General features: G+C 50.2%; 13 protein-coding genes and 5 pseudogenes. 8 read left to right on the forward strand and 10 right to left on the reverse strand.

The window, feature by feature from the left end:
- Positions 1-12: 12 nt before the first annotated feature.
- The 5 genes from DDA898_RS01340 to DDA898_RS01360 are packed head-to-tail and all read right to left on the reverse strand — an operon-like array spanning position 13 to position 5,198.
- A complete protein-coding gene (locus tag DDA898_RS01340) occupies positions 13-2,988 on the reverse strand; it encodes a phage tail tape measure protein (RefSeq protein WP_038909973.1) in 2,976 nt (991 codons plus the stop codon).
- Positions 2,975-3,133: a GpE family phage tail protein gene (locus DDA898_RS01345; protein ID WP_016940976.1), complete on the reverse strand. Its 159-nt coding sequence runs from the start codon at positions 3,131-3,133 to the stop codon at positions 2,975-2,977. Before DDA898_RS01345 ends, DDA898_RS01340 begins: the two co-directional genes overlap by 14 nt.
- Before the next feature lie 5 nt (positions 3,134-3,138).
- Positions 3,139-3,456, reverse strand: a complete 318-nt coding sequence (locus DDA898_RS01350; protein WP_038909974.1) for a phage tail assembly protein — start codon at positions 3,454-3,456, stop codon at positions 3,139-3,141.
- Positions 3,457-3,503: 47 nt separating this feature from the next.
- The gene (locus DDA898_RS01355) at positions 3,504-4,019 is read right to left on the reverse strand and encodes a phage major tail tube protein (protein WP_016940978.1); all 516 of its coding nucleotides are present in this window, start codon (positions 4,017-4,019) and stop codon (positions 3,504-3,506) included.
- The gene (locus DDA898_RS01360; protein ID WP_038912378.1) at positions 4,020-5,198 is read right to left on the reverse strand and encodes a phage tail sheath subtilisin-like domain-containing protein; all 1,179 of its coding nucleotides are present in this window, start codon (positions 5,196-5,198) and stop codon (positions 4,020-4,022) included.
- Positions 5,199-5,351: 153 nt separating this feature from the next.
- On the opposite strand from DDA898_RS01360, the gene DDA898_RS01365 reads away from it, so the two are divergent.
- The 4 genes from DDA898_RS01365 (at position 5,352) to DDA898_RS22970 (ending at position 8,583) form a co-directional block, all read left to right on the forward strand.
- Positions 5,352-6,491 (forward strand): phage late control D family protein, encoded by a 1,140-nt coding sequence (locus tag DDA898_RS01365; RefSeq protein WP_038909975.1) that lies wholly within the window; start codon positions 5,352-5,354, stop codon positions 6,489-6,491.
- 36 nt (positions 6,492-6,527) lie between these two features.
- A complete protein-coding gene (locus tag DDA898_RS01370; RefSeq protein ID WP_026357823.1) occupies positions 6,528-6,776 on the forward strand; it encodes an ogr/Delta-like zinc finger family protein in 249 nt (82 codons plus the stop codon).
- A 458-nt stretch (positions 6,777-7,234) separates the two neighbouring features.
- Complete coding sequence (locus DDA898_RS01375; protein ID WP_038909977.1) at positions 7,235-7,720, forward strand: ImmA/IrrE family metallo-endopeptidase; 486 nt, start codon at positions 7,235-7,237, stop codon at positions 7,718-7,720.
- Between the two features lie 68 nt (positions 7,721-7,788).
- Positions 7,789-8,583, forward strand: a complete 795-nt coding sequence (locus tag DDA898_RS22970; RefSeq protein ID WP_152490661.1) for a hypothetical protein — start codon at positions 7,789-7,791, stop codon at positions 8,581-8,583.
- A 224-nt stretch (positions 8,584-8,807) separates the two neighbouring features.
- Here the strand turns inward: DDA898_RS22970 and DDA898_RS01385 are convergent, their stop codons facing one another.
- Positions 8,808-9,296, reverse strand: a complete 489-nt coding sequence (locus DDA898_RS01385) for a hypothetical protein (protein WP_033111512.1) — start codon at positions 9,294-9,296, stop codon at positions 8,808-8,810.
- A gap of 358 nt (positions 9,297-9,654) precedes the next feature.
- Between DDA898_RS01385 and DDA898_RS23535 the strand changes: the two genes are divergently transcribed.
- A complete protein-coding gene (locus tag DDA898_RS23535; RefSeq protein WP_236616697.1) occupies positions 9,655-10,932 on the forward strand; it encodes a phage tail protein in 1,278 nt (425 codons plus the stop codon).
- Between the two features lie 128 nt (positions 10,933-11,060).
- Here the strand turns inward: DDA898_RS23535 and DDA898_RS21875 are convergent.
- Positions 11,061-11,278, reverse strand: a pseudogene (locus tag DDA898_RS21875) (IS3 family transposase); the annotation flags it as partial.
- A 15-nt stretch (positions 11,279-11,293) separates the two neighbouring features.
- Positions 11,294-11,593: pseudogene (locus DDA898_RS01395) on the reverse strand (integrase core domain-containing protein); the annotation flags it as partial.
- A gap of 96 nt (positions 11,594-11,689) precedes the next feature.
- On the opposite strand from DDA898_RS01395, the pseudogene DDA898_RS01400 reads away from it, so the two are divergent.
- Positions 11,690-12,925: pseudogene (locus DDA898_RS01400) on the forward strand (IS110 family RNA-guided transposase).
- Positions 12,926-13,137: 212 nt separating this feature from the next.
- On the opposite strand, the pseudogene DDA898_RS22685 reads toward DDA898_RS01400, so the two are convergent.
- Positions 13,138-13,949, reverse strand: a pseudogene (locus tag DDA898_RS22685) (IS3 family transposase); the annotation flags it as partial.
- Between the two features lie 193 nt (positions 13,950-14,142).
- On the opposite strand from DDA898_RS22685, the gene DDA898_RS01415 reads away from it, so the two are divergent.
- Positions 14,143-15,126 (forward strand): class I SAM-dependent methyltransferase, encoded by a 984-nt coding sequence (locus DDA898_RS01415; RefSeq protein ID WP_038909979.1) that lies wholly within the window; start codon positions 14,143-14,145, stop codon positions 15,124-15,126.
- A gap of 247 nt (positions 15,127-15,373) precedes the next feature.
- On the opposite strand, the pseudogene DDA898_RS01420 reads toward DDA898_RS01415, so the two are convergent.
- Positions 15,374-16,183, reverse strand: a pseudogene (locus DDA898_RS01420) (IS256 family transposase); the annotation flags it as partial.
- A 324-nt stretch (positions 16,184-16,507) separates the two neighbouring features.
- Between DDA898_RS01420 and DDA898_RS23540 the strand changes: the two are divergent.
- Positions 16,508-17,794 carry a phage tail protein gene (locus tag DDA898_RS23540; protein ID WP_236616698.1) on the forward strand — a complete coding sequence of 429 codons (1,287 nt, stop codon included), beginning with the start codon at positions 16,508-16,510 and terminating at the stop codon, positions 17,792-17,794.
- Positions 17,795-18,110: the final 316 nt, after the last annotated feature.

Genomic DNA, 18,110 nt, shown 5'->3' on the forward strand with positions numbered 1-18,110 from the left:
CGGTTTTTCTCCTTACTCTCTGTCTCTGAAACTGCCACGCTGAAGTCTGTCGCGGCGGGCCAGTTCGGCACTGACCGCATCGGCCACAATACGGCCCAGCTCTCGGGCGTCCTGCCGTTCAACACCGTGCAGGTGTATATGGATTTCCCCGTTGAAACCACTCGCCGCCGGTGTTCTGGCCGCCGGGCGACTGACCGGGGACGCATCGGCCTGTTTGACGGGCAGCGTTGCCGCGACCACGGCGGGGCGGTCGCTGAGCGCCTGCATGGTCTGCGCAGGCTGTGAGGGGGCAGAAGGTGTGCCGCCAGTGAGCCGGGATTCCTGCCACTCGCCACGCACGGCCAGCGCTTTCGGCAGATTTTTGAATACGATATCGCCGGGGCCGATGCGCTTTTTGGTTTCTTCCAGCACGCCGCCGGTGTTGTCGGCAATCTTCTGCAAACGGCGCTGGGTGCCGCTGTCCCCGGTCAGGGGCGGCTTGGGCGCGGGTGGAGGCGCAGTGGTGGCCCCCTTCAAATCGCCAGTCAGGCTGGTGACCAGACCCTGAAGCCGGTTTTTTCCTTCCGGCGTCAGTTCGCCCTTCAACTGGTCGGCTTTTTTCTGAGCCGCATCCAGTCCCGACGGGATCAGGCCGAGCTTTTCCAGAACCCAGCCAATCCCCTCCATCAGCTTTTGCAGCGGCCATAACAGCATTTCCAATGCTGACCCCAGCACCTTACCGAATCCATAGCCCGCGATCGCGCAGTCATCCAGCGTCTTCTTTGTGGTCTGGATCGGGTCAAAGAGTTGCTTAAACCGATCCCACAGGCGCGACACGGCCGACACAATCACATCAAAGACGGGGGCCAGGCCGGTAAATGTCTGACGAATCGGGCCAAGACTGATAACAATGCCGGTAAACATCCCGCTGAAAAACGTTTTGATAGGCTCCCAGAAGCGCCAGATAAGCAGCCCTGCCGCCACAAACGCCGCACCAATCAACCCGATCGGGCTTAACAGCAATGACAGCACGCCGCCTAACATCGAGACGGCGCCGGTGATCAGGCTCCATAGCGCAGGCAAGCCGCTTAGCCGCAACAACAATCCGCCAACGCCCCTGACCAGTGAACCTAACGCCGCCGCCGGCGAGGTGAACACGGCCAGCAACATGCCGCGCAGCGGGGTCAGTGTCGTCGTCAGTCGGCCCGCGCTGCCGGAAAAAAGCTGTAGCCAGCCGCCCATGCGTGCCATCGGCCCGCCGAGCAGGCTACTTAACCCCGAAAACAGCGACAGCGCGCCACCGACGCCCCGCGAACCCAGCAGCAGTGAAAAGCCGAGCTGGAGCTTAGCCAGCGGCCCCATCAACAGGCCAATTGCCAGCGAGGTGCCGCCGATTGCCACCGTGAGTGCCAGCGCACCGCCGCCGGCCAGTAACAGCGTCTGCGTCAGTTTGGGGTTTTCTTTCACCCAACCGCTCACGTTGGTGATCACATCACTTAATCCCTGCGTCAGGCTACGCAGCGGCTTATCTGTCGTCTCTTCAACCTGAATACGGAAGCCTTCCCAGGCGCTGTCGAGGTTTTTCAGGTCGCCGCCCAGGTTGTCCGCCATCTTTTTAGCAACGGCGTCCGCTTCACCCTTGGCTTTTTTCAACTCCCCAGACAGTTTTCCCAGCGCGCCGCTACCGGCCGCCTGTACCAGTGTTTGCAGGCCGACAAAGGCTTCCTCCCCGGCGATATCCTTGAAGAAGGACACCTGATCGACCTGGCCGTATTTTTGGGTCGCCTTGTACAGATCGCGTAACACGTCCTGCATTGGCCGCATCTTGCCTTTGGCATCGGCCACCGACACGCCCAGCTCTTTTAACGCCGCCGCTGCGGCTTTCGGCGGCGAGGCCAGCCGCGAAAGGCTGGCACGCATGGCGGTACCGGCATCACTGCCGCGAATACCGTTATTCGCCAGCATGCCGGCCATCGCGGCCGCATCTTCCAGACTGATCCCCAGCTTGGCCGCCACCGGCCCGGCGTATTTCATGGTTTCGCCGAGGCTGAACAGGTCGGTGTTGGTGCGGGTAAACGCACCGGTCAGCACATCGCTGACCCTATCCATCTGGCTCGCATCCAGATTGAACTGCGACAGGATATTTGAGCCGATATCGGCGGTTTCGCCCAGCTCCATGCCACCGGCCAGCGCCATATTCAGCACGCCCGGCAGTGCCGCCTGAATAGCTTGAGGCGTAAAGCCGGCCATCGCCAGAAACGCCTGCCCGCTGGCCGCATCGCGGGTGGTGAATGCGGTTTCCGCGCCGAGCTTTTTGGCCTGCGCCCGCAGGGCCGCCAGTTGCTGATCGCCTTTATCCAGTCGAGTCAGCGCCTGAACGCGCGACATCTCTTCATCAAACCCGACCGCCGGGGCCAGAAATTGCCCACCCGCGTATCCGACTGCCGCCCCGCCCGCCACCGCCATTGTGCCGCTGCCGCGCAGCTTGCCCGCCGTCTGCTGCATCCGCTCATAGCGGGCGCGGGCCTGCGTGACGGCAGCCAGTTGCCGCCGCTCTCGCTCCAGTGTCTGGTTATATTGTTCGGTGCGCCGGATGGCGCTCTGGATGGTGGCATTACTGCCGACCAGCGACACGCCATGACCGCGTACCGCCTGCGAGGCAGCGCGCAGCTTGACCACTTCCTGATCGCGGGTGATGTTCAACCGCTCCAGTTTGGCGGCCAGTGAGGCCATGTGCTCCCGTTGCTTGTCAGTCAGCACCGTGCCGCTTTGCTGGGCCTTTTTCAGCCCGTCCAGGCTACGGCTGGCTTCATCAATCTTGCGAGAGGTCTTTTGTACGCTGTCGCGCAGGCGATTGAAGGACTTGGACTGTTGATCCAGATCCTTGATGGCGGCCTGGGTACGTTTGAGGGATTCAGATAAACCGCCCGCACTCTGGCGGGCGGTGTTGACCGGGCGGGTCAGGCGGTCGATAGCGCTGAAGGCTACGCGGATATCAAGGCTTTTCATCGGCTTCACTGGCTCCACTTCGGATAGCCGCCCGCGCGCGCCAGGCTATCACGTCGCCCAGATCCATGCTGAACAGTTCAGAGGGCGGCCAGTTAAAAACAACGGCGATATCGGCGACCAGATCGTCTATCTGGTCGAACTGCAAGACGGTTATGCTTCCTCCGTCGCCTCCGCGTTCGGCTCGCCAGGCTCCGCATGTACTAAAAAAGGCGTGATGGCCTCCGCCAGCCGCATGAAATCGCGGGTATCCATCGCGTTGATCTCGGCCAGCTTCAATTTTGGCGAGGTGACGCGCGTTAACAGGGTGGTGATGGAATCCACGTCCATATTCAGGACGTTGACCAGCCGCAGGCCGCGCAGCGAGCCAGCCTGTTTGATGTCGTCGGTGATTGCCACCTGGCTGATGGTGCTGTCGCCACGCGCGATGGGTGTTGCCAGGGTAACGGTGTTGTCGTTCGGTGTGTTCATGGTCACAGGCTCCGGGCGGCTGGTGTGGCCGCCATTGTTAAGATTGTTCAGTTACCGAGTCCGAGCGCGGAGGTGATGCGATCCGGGTAGATGTTTTTGCCGTTTTTCTTGTAGATGAAATTCAGCAGGTCAATTTCCAGCACCGATTGATCGTCAATCGACAGCTTGTAATAGGTGTTTTTCAGCGCATAGGTGACGGATGTGTCTTCGCCCTGCTTAGACTCGCCGCCGTCAATCTCGGTAATACGTCCGCGCATTTCCACCTCAACAAGCTGGCTGTCGCCGTCGGTGTAGTATTCCCCCGCAAAGCGCAGGCGAACGTCATCGATATCGCCGCCGTATTCCAGCAACAGCTTTTTCTCCATGCCGCCGACGACCATCTGCGCTTCCAGCGCGCCGGAGTCCATGCCGAGATCGACCGCCACCGAGCCAATCATGCCGGCGCCCTGAAAGTCTTCCGTTTTGCGGGTCAACTTTGGCAGCGTGACGGAGGTGACCTTGCCGATCTGGTTGTTGCCGTTCACAAAGCAGGTGAACAGGCGCAATTTATGCGGTACGGCCATTTACACACCTCCCAGCGACGAGAACGCGGAATCAAAATAGTCATCGGTGAAGGTCTGGTATAAGGTCAGGTCTTCCAGCGGCGGTACCGGCGTGTACTTGTAACGCACGCGCACCTGTCCCTGTCGTAGGCCGGTTGTGGGGTTGTCCTGAATATCGAACCAGCATTCCCCGCCGATCAGCCTGCCTGCGGTCACCAGCGCGCTCAGCTTGCCGTTGATGCCGTTCACCACGTCTTTCACGTTGGCCGGGGTAAGCGGTTCGTCAACGGCTTCAAACTGCGCTTCCGCGATACTGTCGGCGAGGATTTGCGCGGTACGGGTGTACACCTCAAACAGGTAATCATGGGTGTCGGTGGTGCGGTTGCCCCAGAACCGGAACCCGTTGCGCTTAATCAGCGTGGTGATCTCTTTATTGTTGAGTTCATTGGCGTCGCTGTCTTCGGCCTGAAGCGACCAGAACACATCACGCGAGATGCCCAGTACGTTATTTACCGCCACGTTCGACAGCGACTTATGCCAGCCCTGAGCGTTATCAATCGCCGCACGAAGGCCGCAGGCATACGCCGGCGCCGGGAAGGTTTCATTGCTGCCGGAGAGTGGGTTATAGGCGATGAAATCCGGCCAGATCACCATCAGCTCACGATAAGCAAATTGCGCACGGTAGGTGATGGCCTCCGCCATCGTGGTGCAGCCGTGACAACCGGCGTAGACAAACGCCCGCAGATTTTGCGCAATAACACACAGCGCTGACGTCACTTCGGCGGTGTCATAGTCCGGTACCGCCAGAATGCGCGGCCGGTAATTGACCTTCGCCTCTGCCGTCAGCAAGGCATACATGCCGGTATAACTGCCGTCTGCCGCCGTCCCGCCGATGATCAGTTGGGACTGGGTTTTTTCGCCGCCTTCGACTGCTGCCGCTACCCGCACTACGATCACTTTTGGGCTGGTCTGGTCAGCAATCGCTTTCAGCGTCTTGTAGAGCGAGCCGGTTTTACCCGCCTTGCCCAGCACGCTATTCACCCGTGTGATGAGCACCGGCGTATTCAGGGGAAAGGTGTCTGCATTCGCATCATCCGCCACGGCCACCACGCCAATCACACTGGAATCAATGTCATTGATTGCGGTTACCAGGTCGGTATTTTCACGAACACGCACACCGTGGAAACGTGTCTCGGACATGTTCGCCACCATTACGTTATTGAGTTCATGGCGATAATCCCCGATATCCGTCGCGCACTCACGCGCTGACGGGTCTGGCCGTCCGGCGACAACAAAAAGCCATTTTTCCCCACGCGTGCGCGTGAAATCATGCGGCGAAAACAGGGGGAAACGATGGCTATCACCGAACTGACTGACACACTTATCAATGCTGCGAAACGCTACGATGACGCGCTGACCGAGGCGGTAAAAAGCCCGGCTTTCAGCATTACGCTGGGTGGGAAATCACTGAAGGAGCTGAGCGACCGGCTGATCTCGCTGTCGCTGACCGACAACCGGGGCTTTGAGGCCGACCAGCTCACGCTGTCGATAGACGACAGTGACGGACGGGTGGAACTGCCACCCCGCGGCGCCCAGATTGCGCTATCCATCGGCTGGCAGGGTGAGGCGCTGACTTACAAAGGGCTGTATACCGTGGATGAGATTTCCCACGAAGGCCCGCCCGATGTACTGGGCGTGACGGCCAGAAGTGCGGATTTCCGCGAAGAGTTCAACGTGAAACGGGAAGTCTCCTGGCATGACGTGACTGTAGAGCGCGTGGTGTCGGCAATCGCGCACCGTTACGGGATGAAGGCGCAAATCAGCGACATGCTGATGAATATCGAAATCGACCACGCCGACCAGACCGAAGAGAGTGATATGTCATTCCTGACCCGTATGGCCGAGCAATTGGGGGCGATTGCCACCATTAAAAACGGCACCTTGCTGTTTATCCTGCCCGGCGGTGGTGTGACGGCATCCGGCAAGGCGCTGCCGTCGGCCAGCCTCACCCGTAGTAGTGGTGATGGTCACCGTTTTCGCATCGCGGATCGGGATGCCTACACCGGTGTGCGCGCCTACTGGCTGGATCTGAAATTCGGTAAAAAGAAGAAGGTCAGCGTAAAGCGCCGCCGGACAAAGCCCAAACCGAAAAAGGAAAAGAGCAGCAGCCGTGAAGGCGATTACATCACCGGCGCGGAAGGTAACGTGTTCGTGCTGCGCAAAACCTATCAGAATGAAGAGGTCGCCAAACGGGCCGCCGCGGCTAAATGGCGCCAGTTGCAACGCGGCGCCGCCGAGTTCTCGATCACCCTGGCGCGTGGCCGTGCTGAGCTGTATCCCGAAATGCACCTGACAGTAAGCGGCTTTAAACCGGATATCGACAATCAGGACTGGATTATCGCCCGGGCGGAACACGTTATTGATGGCAACGGCTTTACCACCCGTCTGGAACTGGAAGCAAAAATCCCTGACTGGATAGCGGAAAGTGAATAAAATGGCAGCGAGTTCAACTCCCACAGGGGAGCCATTATGTTCAGATGTCCTTTCTGCGGAGCAATGGCCCGCACCCGTACCAGTCGCCGCCTGAGCGATATCACCATCCGGCAGTATCACCAGTGTCAGAACCTGGAATGCAGCGAGACGTTTACCACCCTCAACACGGTAGAACGGCGCGTGTCAAAGCGTACGCGGGAAGACCCGTTACCGCCTGACTTTATCCCGCAAGACGCCTTTCCGGCTTCGCATTACGGGCGAGATCAGTTGAATCTGGCGTTGTAAAACCAAAGCCCCGCAGGATGAGTGCGGGGCTTTGAAACAACAGGAAACTGGTAAAAGTGGCACAGAGAATTAGCCTCATACACCATTTAATGTAATGATTTGTTTTTTCTTTAATTTTTCCTGACATTGCGTAGTGCCAAACTACTCGTTGGAGTATGTGCCCCATTCAATCCCTTATCTCATACTTATCTTCTCTAAAATCGACTGGATTTAGCATTTTAAATGTGATATTCAAGGCGGCTTTTTATTTTTTGGAGAAAAGCCCGCATTTTTGCAGGTTTTTGGTGGATTGATACTGCTGTTTTGGATGTACTTTAGTGATCGTGCGTGGTTGTAAACCAACAAAATGTTTTTTTGATTTATCCCAGTTACTGGATAAATTTTTTGTAGTAGATTTAACTATGAGAACAGATTTCATTGACTCGGATCAACGGTGTTTCAGCTTGGAGACTTGAAAAATGGAAATGAAGGCAGTTAAGTCTGTACTTAGTTCCCATTGGGATGGTCGTCTGCCTGTCAGACCCGATATCATTGCCCATCGTATGGGAATAGATGTAAATCCTTTGCCTGTAAGCTACTCAGGCTCGGAGCCATGTGGTATGGCTGAGATAACATGGGATGGTAGGATGGCAGTCTACTATAACAAGAGTGATTCTCATTCTCGAATAAGGTTCACGCTTGCTCATGAATTAGGGCATCACATACTGGGCCATACAAAATATCAGGCTAAATTCCGCGATTATCCTGGAACGTTGAACAACACCGGTAATTCTCTTGACGAGCGAGAGGCTAATCGTTTTGCTGCTGAACTGCTAATGCCAGAAGAAGCTATTGATACTATGATTAATAATGAAGGTATTCATTCAATTGACGCGCTTGCTAGCACGTTTGACGTATCTAGAGACGCAATGTATTGGCGGCTAAAAAACTTAAATTATGTTTAAGTTTGAATTGTAAGTATCAATACTGATTCATTAATATAAAGCCACTTCTAATCTTTGGGTGGCTTATTATGTCAAACAATAATTCCCATACTAATGGTTCCTCTGCTACACGTCAAAACACATCTGCACATCAGTCTGTAATTGAAAATGATCAGTCATTATCTTCCAGAAGTGAAAATCTACAGAGCCGAACACAAGAACAGTCTCAAGCAGTACAGCCCAATTCTTTTAATATAAACCCTGGTGTAGTAGCTCCAGATTCTTCTGGTGGTGCAACGAATCCAAAATTGCCTCTAAATGACTACGATGGACCGATCTCTGATCAACATCTCAAGCACTCTTCTGATAATCATAAAGACAGACGAAAAATGCGCTGGGGATTGTTCAGTGTCGGCTTGTTAGCGAGCATTGGTTTTTTGGTGACTGGTGCGATAATGTCTTACCTAATCATTTCAAATATGCTTTCAACTAATGAATTTATTAGGGAAGGAGTTAATACAATAATTACTAATACATCACCAGAAAAAACAAAAGAAATTATTCTCCAATTGGCTCCTAATCCACCTGAAAGCCTTGTTCATGCGCATGATGCTGCGAAAGAGGTGTTGATACAAACAAGGACACAACAACAAGATCTATTGGGTAAATTCTTGGAATCGACTAACTGGACTTCTATTAGCCCGATGATAACACTGGTGGCATTTATTTTAGGTGTTGGCCTAACACTTGCTATCGCTTTACTGAGAGCATTATTTCGCGAAGATCAAGCAGAAAAAACAAATCCACTTTCAGATGTTGCATCACCTCTCAGTAAATTGATAGAAAATTTTATTGATTTAATTATGAGCAAATTTAGGAAGTGAATATGTTATGCCCACCAATGGTGGGCATCGTATCGATGTGGTCGATATGTGGACATTGTAAGAAATAAATCCTTTTATTTCATGTGGATGGTGTAATTATTTGTACACCATCCCTGTCTTTCGCCCTCCTTGATGGAGGGCTTTTTTTTGGGGCGAGCTATAGGATTGTGTGACTATCCTGCCCTGATCGTAAGCCATCCGTTTTCTGCAGGATGGCGGATATCCTAATTTTTATGCCATTTTTGTGTGATGGGATTACTGATTTTGTTCTCTTCCAGGGAAAAGGTCCCATTCTGTTGCGCTATTGCCTCTCCCGTTTCAACGATCGCATTTTGTATAAAATACTTTTCTTTGTCGCCATTAATGAATGTGAGTTGATGAAATGCAGTCTTTTTCCCCCAGTCTTCTGAAGGCAATGAGATATATCTGATGGTATAGGTTTGATCCTGAAAATTTCCCTGCATGACGTAAACGCCATAATGCTCTTCACCTTGCGATATTATTTTATAAATACCGTTGTCGTAATAGAATATTTCTGCATCGGGGAACGGTTTTTTCTCATAGAGTTTACGGTAGTGCAGTGTTTGCCTGTAGGTCGGTTTACCAAAGCCAACCTCAAGTTTTTTTTCATTATTATCCGTTGTTAATGAGCTTGCCTGACTGGGGATTATTGCCATAAGCCCCAGGAAGAGAAATGGAAAATTCATTTTCATGTCTTATCTCCTTCACCTTTCTTCATGTTGTGTCTGAAAAATAATAATAATCGCTGGCTTAGTTGCTATTTTCAGCCCGGTTATTTTCTGGGGGAGTGATATTTCTGTCATACCAATGATGTTACTAATCATCATTCACTTTCCAGATCTCCATAGTTATAAAAAACTGAACGGGGTTTGTTGTGCTATCGCTGTTCCAACCCTCGCTGCGCGCGTTTTTGCTGGCCCGTCAGCATAATGTCCTCCACTGCCACAACGGGCTGAAATCGCTTGGAAAAGCGTGTATCGACAGGCGTGGCGGTATCTGTTCCATACCCTTGCATGGGTCCCTTTATCGCTAATTCTGATGAGACACGTTATGAGCACAAAATATACCGCTCTGCTTACCCAGGTGGGGGCAGCCAGGCTGGCGAATGCGATTGCGCTGGGAAAACAGCTGGAAATTACCCAAATGGGGGTGGGAGACGCTGGTGGCACGCTGCCGACGCCGGATGCGGCACAGACCAAACTGATTAACGAAAAACGACGCGCGCCGCTCAATTCACTGAACATCGACCCGACCAACGCCAATCAGATTATTGCCGAGCAGGTGATTCCGGATCACGAAGGTGGATTCTGGCTGCGTGAAATCGGTTTGTATGACGCCGATGACAATCTGGTGGCGGTGGCCAACTGCCCCGAAACCTATAAACCGCAGATGCAGGAAGGCTCCGGCCGCGTGCAGACGGTACGCATGATTCTGGCGGTCGGTCAGACTGATGCGGTGTCGCTGAAAATCGACCCGGCGGTGGTGCTGGCTAGCCGGCAGTATGTGGATAACATGGCCCTGGCTAAAGCTAAAAATGGCGAGGATATTGCGGATAAAGCGCAGTTTATAGAGAATTTGGGCGTGAGGAGCTCATTCTCCGGTGTAATTGGCATGACGCGAAATGCCACGATGAATATTCCCTCCGTTTCTTCTAATGCCAGATTTTTTGCCGATGAAATCATTGTTGGAACGTCTTTGGGAGGACGCCAGTATCGAATTGGTTTATTCGAAAAGACGATCGATCTGACAAAAACTGGCGTTGGGGGGATGGATACCGGAACGGTCCCTGATGAGGGTTTTGTCGGGATTTATGTCATTTATAATCCGGCGACGATGGCGTCAGGCTTGCTCGCGGTTAACGCCACTTCGGTCAAGTTGGCGGAGATCTATAACGGAACCAATATGCCGGATGGATATACAGCATCGGCATTATTGACGGTTGTGCCGGTCAAGGCGGGTAAGTTTATTCCATTATCTGTTCGAGAGCGGATCGTATCTACACCATCAAGGAAAATATATTCTACTTTAAAAGGCTCAGTAGATTTTAATATTCCTATTAGTGCTATTGTTCCATTAAATACTAAATATTTAAGTGGACATGCTCGACAAGGTAGCACTGCTTCTGGGTCATTATCGATGACAATTTCTGGTAGTGAAAATGGTTTATCTGGGCAGCAGATGACAGCCTATATTATGGAAAATGGACTTATCTCGCAGAATTATGCTGATATTGTAATCGTTAATGATGGCTATATTTCTATCGCCACAAGTAATGCAACGTTAGGAAATGCAACATTTGACGTTTATGTTTCTAGATACTCGATATAATATATGATTGGAACGATTTTTCATAAAAATCCACTTGATTTTTAAATTACATATTGGTCTCATTAATAACTGAGACCATTTTTTAGAGAATATACCCGTGATTTTACCCACGTAAAGTGGATACAGCCCTAAGCGAGGTTCTGGTTTTCAAATTGTTCCGGGTTGAGGCCGCCGCAAGCACTATGTCGATGCCAGCGGTTATAATCGCACTCGATATAATTAAACACCGTTGTTTTCATCTTTTCCCGACTGGCAATGTGCTTGCCGTGGATACATTCAATTTCAGCGAATGGAAAAATCTTTCCACGCAGGCATTATCACAACAACATCTTTTGGCACTCATGCTGTAAGCTCACCCGTTTTAGTTCCACACATTTTTTGAGATTTCCGGGTTTTCAGCTATCAGCCGGTATTCTTCCGGCGTCAGGTTATTCAGGGATTCATGAGGCCGTTCGCTGTTGTATTCGTGCAGCCAGCGCTCTGTGATTTCCCTGACTTCATTCAGTGTTCTGAACAGATAAAAATCCAGGATTTCTGTCCGGTATGTCCGGTTGAACCGCTCGATGAAGGCATTTTGTGTCGGCCTGCCAGACTTAATAAAGTCCAGCATCACACCATGCTCCTCCGCCCACTGCGCCAGCGTCAGAGACACCAGCTCGGGGTCGTGGTACCTGTGTAATACCTGACTGATGAGCTACTGGTCAGCATGTCATAAATTTTCTACACCAGGAATGAGTGCAACGTCTGGAGAAATATCATGATTGACATTACCTGCTGCGATACCCCGGTAACATGGGCTACTATTGATATTGCTAAAAAATATCACGATGCAAAGATTAAACGCTCAAACGGTCAGGTTGTTTATCTGCGCGTCGAAAACTCACTCTCCGGGTATACCCGGTTAATCAATCTTGCCCGTGGAGCCGGGGAAAAGAGGGTTGCCGGTTTCGAACCGACCGCCGATTATCACCGTAATATTGCCTAGTGGCTTCAGGAGCAGGGCGTCGAGTGCCATCTTGTTTCCTCGCTGGCCTGCGCCAGGGCGCGCGAAATACTTTTCAAAACCTGGGATAAAAATGACCGGAAAGATACCTGTGTCATTCTCTATCTTATGGGGCAAGGGGTTTCATCACCTTTTTATGATCCCCTGGCTAATGAAATGATGGATATTCAGGAGGTATCAAATACCTATTATCAGATTTCCCTTGCAAGAACCCGCAGCCTCAACAGCCTGGTAAATCATTATCTGACGTTATATTTTCCTGAAGCTGAACAGTTTTACACCAGTCCCGGACAGAATGGTTTTGTCAGTTTCTGCTGAGATTCCCCACACCACTGACAATCACCTCAATGGAAAAACACCAGTTTTTTGAGGAAGCCTGGGACATTATTGGCCGCAAACATACAAACAACAGTTTCTTGAACAGTTATATAACATTGCCGGGAATTCTGTAGCCCTGCCGCTGACGGAAAATTGCCTGGCTGTTACCACGTTTAAGCTACAAATCCGGCGGTACGTTGAACTGACTCTTCAACGACTCCAGTTAGAAAAAATGGCTGAAAGCTATCTGCAGGATCGCGCTGATTACCGCCATCTGCGCTCGCTACCCGGCGTAGGCCCGGTGATTGCAATGATGATCATTGCTGAAAGCGGCGATCTGAACCGTTTTGCTCATTACCGTCAGTATATTAATTACTGCGGATTTAACCTTTCAGCCAGTCAGAGTGGACAAAGGTGTAGTGGTTATAGCCTGTCAAAACGTGGAAATGCACGGCTGAGATATGCATTCTGGCTCGCTGCTACAGTCGCCATCAGAATGCAGGAAAACACCCTCAGGAACAAATATGAGCGCTATCTTAACATGGTGATACACCTGATCAGCGTCGTAAGGCCATAACGGCTGTTGCAGCAAAACTTGCACGAATAGCGCATTCTGTAGTGAAAAGAAATGTAGATTATCAGAGGTATTTCGATATAAGCCATGGGACGTGATTCAAACGGGTCGTAAGGCGCATCGCGACCACCAGATAATGCTCAATGCCCATGGCTTTTCCTGATGCTTTGTTAAGTCCTGTCGGGCCATATGGACCCTTGTATATCATGGTAAGCACGCCTGGCCAGCGGCGGACAGCAATATCACAATCAGAAACCGGCATGTGCTCTGGCAGACCTTTTTTTGTAAATCAGATTGATTAAGAAGGTAGTCCGTTATCCATCCGCATCTTCAGCTGATAGCCGCGATTTGCCACGACCTTGTCCAGTATACGGATAACCCGTTGTGCCGGGATATTCGGGTCGATTTCAATGGCCAGTGCTTCGCGGTTAAAGTCATCCACCACATTGAAAGTCCGGAATCGTCTGCCACACATCAGCGCATCGTGCATGAAATCGATGGACCAGCTCTGGTTGAGCGCTTCCGACGTAGCCAGTGGTGCCGGGCTACGCACCGGCAGACGCTGCTTTCCCTTACGACGAAAATTCAGTTTCAGCAGGCAATAAATCCGGTGAACACGCTTGTGATTCCAGGCGCTGCCCTGCCTGCGAAGCACCTGAAACAGTTTCTTAAAACCGTATCGCGGATAGCGTTCCGCCATTTCAGTCAGTACCTGGATCACCGGTTCATCCCTGCCCGTATCCGGCTGATAAAAATAGACCGTCCTGCTCAGCGACAATGTCCTGCATGCCTGGTGGATGCTCATCGAAAATTGTGTTGTCAGGTAACCGACGAGCTCACGCTTTATCGCTGGTTTTAAAGCTTTTTTTCGATAACGTCTTTTAACGCCCGGTTCTCCAGACTCAGATCGGCAAACATTTGTTTGAGGCGACGATTTTCGTCCTCAAGATCCTTCATCTTTTTGATATCAGAGGTTTCCATACCGCCAAACTTTGCTTTCCAGTTATAGTACGAGGCCTCGGATATCCCCGCTTCCCGGCAGACATCTTTGACTGTGCGTCCGGCTTCGACGGACTTGAGAACGGCGATGATCTGGTGTTCGGTGAATCGGGCTTTACGCATGACGAGCTCGTCTCAGGGACATAATCAGTATGTCGGGAGATCTCTAAAAGTGAATGGTCCGGTTTGGCGGGATGCTTACAGATCAGTTCAGTGTCACTATGGCACATTTTTTCTCTATTTCTGAGTCTTTATTAATGTTATATTCAGAGTAATAAATTGCAAGCTGTGCTGTTGAACTAATAGAGTAGATGATATGGATATTTGTATTGAAGAGGCTGTAAGGCAAAGAATTCTCAAGATGACTAAAGAGCTGAGAATTGAGAGAATAGTACTTGGTATGGATATGAGCACTCCAGGTATTGAGATTTCTCCTCTTTATAATCCAATAACGGATAAATCAAAACATAACGTATATTATACCGATTATACATCTGCTGAAGAATCACGTAAAAAGCATGCTGACTATGAACACGATGAAATCGTAGATCTCGATTTCATATGGGATCAGAAATTAACACTTTCTGAGTGTGTTCCTGCTGGGAATAAATTTGAATGGGCAATTGCGTCACATGTCTTAGAGCATGTCCCTGACCCTGTTGGATGGATGAATGAGATTTTAGACACACTGAATGATCGAGGAATTATTTCTCTCGTACTTCCTAATGCAGATTTAATTGGAGATCATTTAAGAAAAAAAACAGAAGTTTCGGATTTGATAGAGTCATGGCTTTATGGTAGGGAATTACCCGGACCATCTCAACTATACGACTTTCTTAGAAACACAATATCTCAAGGAAGTACGTCTGTCGCTTCAGGTGACGGCAGGCACTATACGAAAAAACAAGCAATTGACTTTGTAATCCACTCATGGACAACTGGCGAATACCTTGACGCACATTGCTCTGTGTTCAGTCCGGAAAGCTTTGTTGAGCTCATTGAAGAGTTAACGTCACTTGGCATAATGAATGTTAAAGTTGTTGAGCTTTGTCCGGCAGGTCAGGAGTTTTATGTGAAACTACAAAAAATGGGGCCCCCTTCGCTATTGCTACCCCAACGCTTTTCTCCTTATAGTTCAATGGAGTCCGCAGATCACCAGATCGCCTGTCTTACTAAAGACCTTCAGCATGCAAGGATGGCATTTAATCAAGCCGTTGAAGTACAGGAAAAACTTAAAAAGGAAATAGAGAATTTGCAAAAAGGGCCACTCTATTTTCTTAAGCGTATACTTCATAAATAGTAAAGTTGGCGGCGTATGCCGCCTCAAAAAATTCTATTTCTCTAATTGAGAAAGCGTTCAGAATTCTGTGTCACGTTAAAAAGACGACAGCGCCATCATATTATTCAGCCGCTCGTCAAAATGAATGGCTAGCTGGGGTAATGTCAAATTCCAGTTCTGGACGGACATTGTCCATTTTTTAAGAGCTTGTCCGTAATTCTGTGTAACTGCCACGGTATTAAAGGTGATCGCTCAGGCGGTCACCGAACTAGATAATAAAACGGCTCATCGCCAGCCGCCAGTTTTGGATCGGCATACTCCATTTTTTCGACGCCGCCCGTATCGCCAGATAAACAACCTTGCGCACCGAGTCGTCCGTTGGGAACACGCTGCGTTTCTTTATTGCCTAGCGGATAACGCTGTTCAATGATTCTATTGCGTTGGTGGTATATATCGCCTTACGGATGTCGGGCGGGTAGCCAAAGAGCGTGTCCAGTGCCATCAGCGCCGCCTCCTCTGTGGGGGCCTGATACACCGCCTTCAACCCGCTGGTGACCTCTTTGTAATCCTTCCACGACACGTATTTCAGGCTGCTACGCACCATGTGGATGATGCAGAGCTGGGTATGTGTTTGAGGATAAACGCTGTTTATCGCATCCGGGAAGCCCTTCAGACCGTCCACGCAGGCAATCAGGATGTCCTGAAGCCCCCGGTTTTTCAGCTCCGTCAGTACATTGAGCCAGAACTTCGCGCCTTCATTTTCGGCCAGCCACATACCCAATTTCGGCCAGCCACATACCCAATAACTCTTTCTGGCCTTCTGTACTGATGCCCAATGCGAGGAGCACGGCTTTGTTGATTACGCTGCCGCTGTAACGAACTTTTACCACGATACAATCAAGATAAACAATCGGATACAGCGAGTTCAGTGGCCGATTTTGCCATTCTGTCACCTGTTCTTTAACCGCATCAGTTACTTTGGATATCAGCGTGGGGAAACATCTGCATCATACATCTCTTTGAAGGTGGCAACGATTTCCCGCGTGGTCATGCCTTTGGCATACAGAGATAAAATCTGGACTGACCCCGCTTAGGGCCGTGTCCACATTAGGTGGGTAGGATCAGTAACCTGTTTTCCTTGCCATAGACACCATCCCCATCTTTCGCCCATCTTTGATGGCGGGTTTTTTTGTCCATACTCTGTGCCGCCTTTTCTTAGTACTGTTGTGCCATGACTGTGCGAACCCCCACGACGCGCGTTTTTGCTGGCCCGTCAGCATAATGTCCTCCACTGCCACAACGGGCTGAAATCGCTTGGAAAAGCGTGTATCGACAGGCGTGGCGGTATCTGTTCCATACCCTTGCATGGGTCCCTTTGTCGCTAATTCTGATGAGACACGTTATGAGCACAAAATATACCGCTCTGCTTACCCAGGTGGGTGCAGCCAGGCTGGCGAATGCGATTGCGCTGGGAAAACAGCTGGAAATTACCCAAATGGGGGTGGGAGACGCTGGTGGCACGCTGCCGACGCCGGATGCGACACAGACCAAACTGATTAACGAAAAACGACGCGCGCCGCTCAATTCACTGAACGTCGACCCGGCCAACGCCAATCAGATTATTGCCGAGCAGGTGATTCCGGATCACGAAGGTGGATTCTGGCTGCGTGAAATCGGTTTGTATGACGCCGATGACAATCTGGTGGCGGTGGCCAACTGCCCCGAAACCTATAAACCGCAGATGCAGGAAGGCTCCAGCCGCGTGCAGACGGTACGCATGATTCTGGCGGTCGGCCAGACTGATGCGGTATCGCTGAAAATCGACCCGGCGGTGGTGCTGGCTAGCCGGCAGTATGTAGATAACATGGCTGACGGAAAACTGGCTAAAGCTCAAAATGGTGCGGATATTACGAATAAAGCTCAGTTTATAGAGAATTTGGGTGTGAGGAACTCATTCTCCGGTGTAATTGGCATGACGCGAAATGCCACGATGAATATTCCCTCCGCTTCTTCCAGCGCCACATTTACTGCCGATGAGATAATTGTTGGAACTGCTCTGGGGGGAAACCAATATCGGATTGGTTTATTCAAGAAGACGATCGATCTGACAAAAAATGGCGTTGGGGGAATGGATACCGGAACGGTCCCTGATGAGGGGTTTGTCGGGATTTATGCCATTTATAATCCGGCGACGATGGCGTCAGGCTTGCTCACGGTTAACGCCACCTCAGTTAAATTGCCGGAAATCTATAACGGAACCAATATGCCGGATGGATATACAGCATCGGCATTATTGACGGTTGTGCCGGTCAAGGCGGGTAAGTTTACCGTATTATCTGTCTTTGGAAGGCAAGTGCATATTCCTGGAGTACGAGTCTATTCTGGATTACCAAATACATCAGGTGTTGATATTCCCGTTAGTAAATTCATTCCATTGAATACAAGAACTATTAGTGGGGTATTACGGCAGAGTAGTACGGGAGATGGCCTTGTATCCATAACAGTATCTAGTAATCTGAGTCCTGTTTCTGGTCAGCAGATGACAAATTATGTGTTTGCAAATATGGAGGTGTCAAATAATTATGCTGATATTCTGATTGTTGATGAGGGACATATTGTGGCTGCTGCGAGTAACGCAACATCAGGAAATGCGACGGTTATTATTGGCATATCTAAATATGCTATATGAAATTCTGGTTGATGATGAGTTTATGAGATTTTTACTGTATTATCCTGTTTTTTAATATTATTTTTTTTGGTTTTTATTCATTGATCTCATTAATAATCGAGGCCATTTTTTTGTAAGAGAAAATATTGTTAATTCTAAGTGTTTTATCTGTTGTGCCATAAATATCACACCTCCCATATCGAATTATTTCATTAAGCGAGCAGCATAATGTTTTTAACGATAACAATGGGCATGAATTACTTGAAAATTATGACGATCCATTTTCTTTCATAAGCATTTCATACCGGTGTTATATGACCTTTTCCTTTATAAATAA

The organism is Dickeya dadantii NCPPB 898, from assembly GCF_000406145.1.
GTDB lineage: Bacteria > Pseudomonadota > Gammaproteobacteria > Enterobacterales > Enterobacteriaceae > Dickeya > Dickeya dadantii.

Excerpts from the sequence above, each read along its gene's own strand:
- DDA898_RS01385 (WP_033111512.1), bottom strand. The coding sequence starts at position 9,296 with ATGAAAATGAATTTTCCATTTCTCTTCCTGGGGCTTATGGCAATAATC.
- DDA898_RS22970 (WP_152490661.1), top strand. The coding sequence starts at position 7,789 with ATGTCAAACAATAATTCCCATACTAATGGTTCCTCTGCTACACGTCAA.
- DDA898_RS01350 (WP_038909974.1), bottom strand. The coding sequence starts at position 3,456 with ATGAACACACCGAACGACAACACCGTTACCCTGGCAACACCCATCGCG.
- DDA898_RS23540 (WP_236616698.1), top strand. The coding sequence starts at position 16,508 with ATGAGCACAAAATATACCGCTCTGCTTACCCAGGTGGGTGCAGCCAGG.
- DDA898_RS01355 (WP_016940978.1), bottom strand. The coding sequence starts at position 4,019 with ATGGCCGTACCGCATAAATTGCGCCTGTTCACCTGCTTTGTGAACGGC.
- DDA898_RS01365 (WP_038909975.1), top strand. The coding sequence starts at position 5,352 with ATGGCTATCACCGAACTGACTGACACACTTATCAATGCTGCGAAACGC.
- DDA898_RS01415 (WP_038909979.1), top strand. The coding sequence starts at position 14,143 with ATGGATATTTGTATTGAAGAGGCTGTAAGGCAAAGAATTCTCAAGATG.
- DDA898_RS01375 (WP_038909977.1), top strand. The coding sequence starts at position 7,235 with ATGGAAATGAAGGCAGTTAAGTCTGTACTTAGTTCCCATTGGGATGGT.
- DDA898_RS01360 (WP_038912378.1), bottom strand. The coding sequence starts at position 5,198 with ATGTCCGAGACACGTTTCCACGGTGTGCGTGTTCGTGAAAATACCGAC.
- DDA898_RS01370 (WP_026357823.1), top strand. The coding sequence starts at position 6,528 with ATGTTCAGATGTCCTTTCTGCGGAGCAATGGCCCGCACCCGTACCAGT.
- DDA898_RS01340 (WP_038909973.1), bottom strand. The coding sequence starts at position 2,988 with ATGAAAAGCCTTGATATCCGCGTAGCCTTCAGCGCTATCGACCGCCTG.
- DDA898_RS23535 (WP_236616697.1), top strand. The coding sequence starts at position 9,655 with ATGAGCACAAAATATACCGCTCTGCTTACCCAGGTGGGGGCAGCCAGG.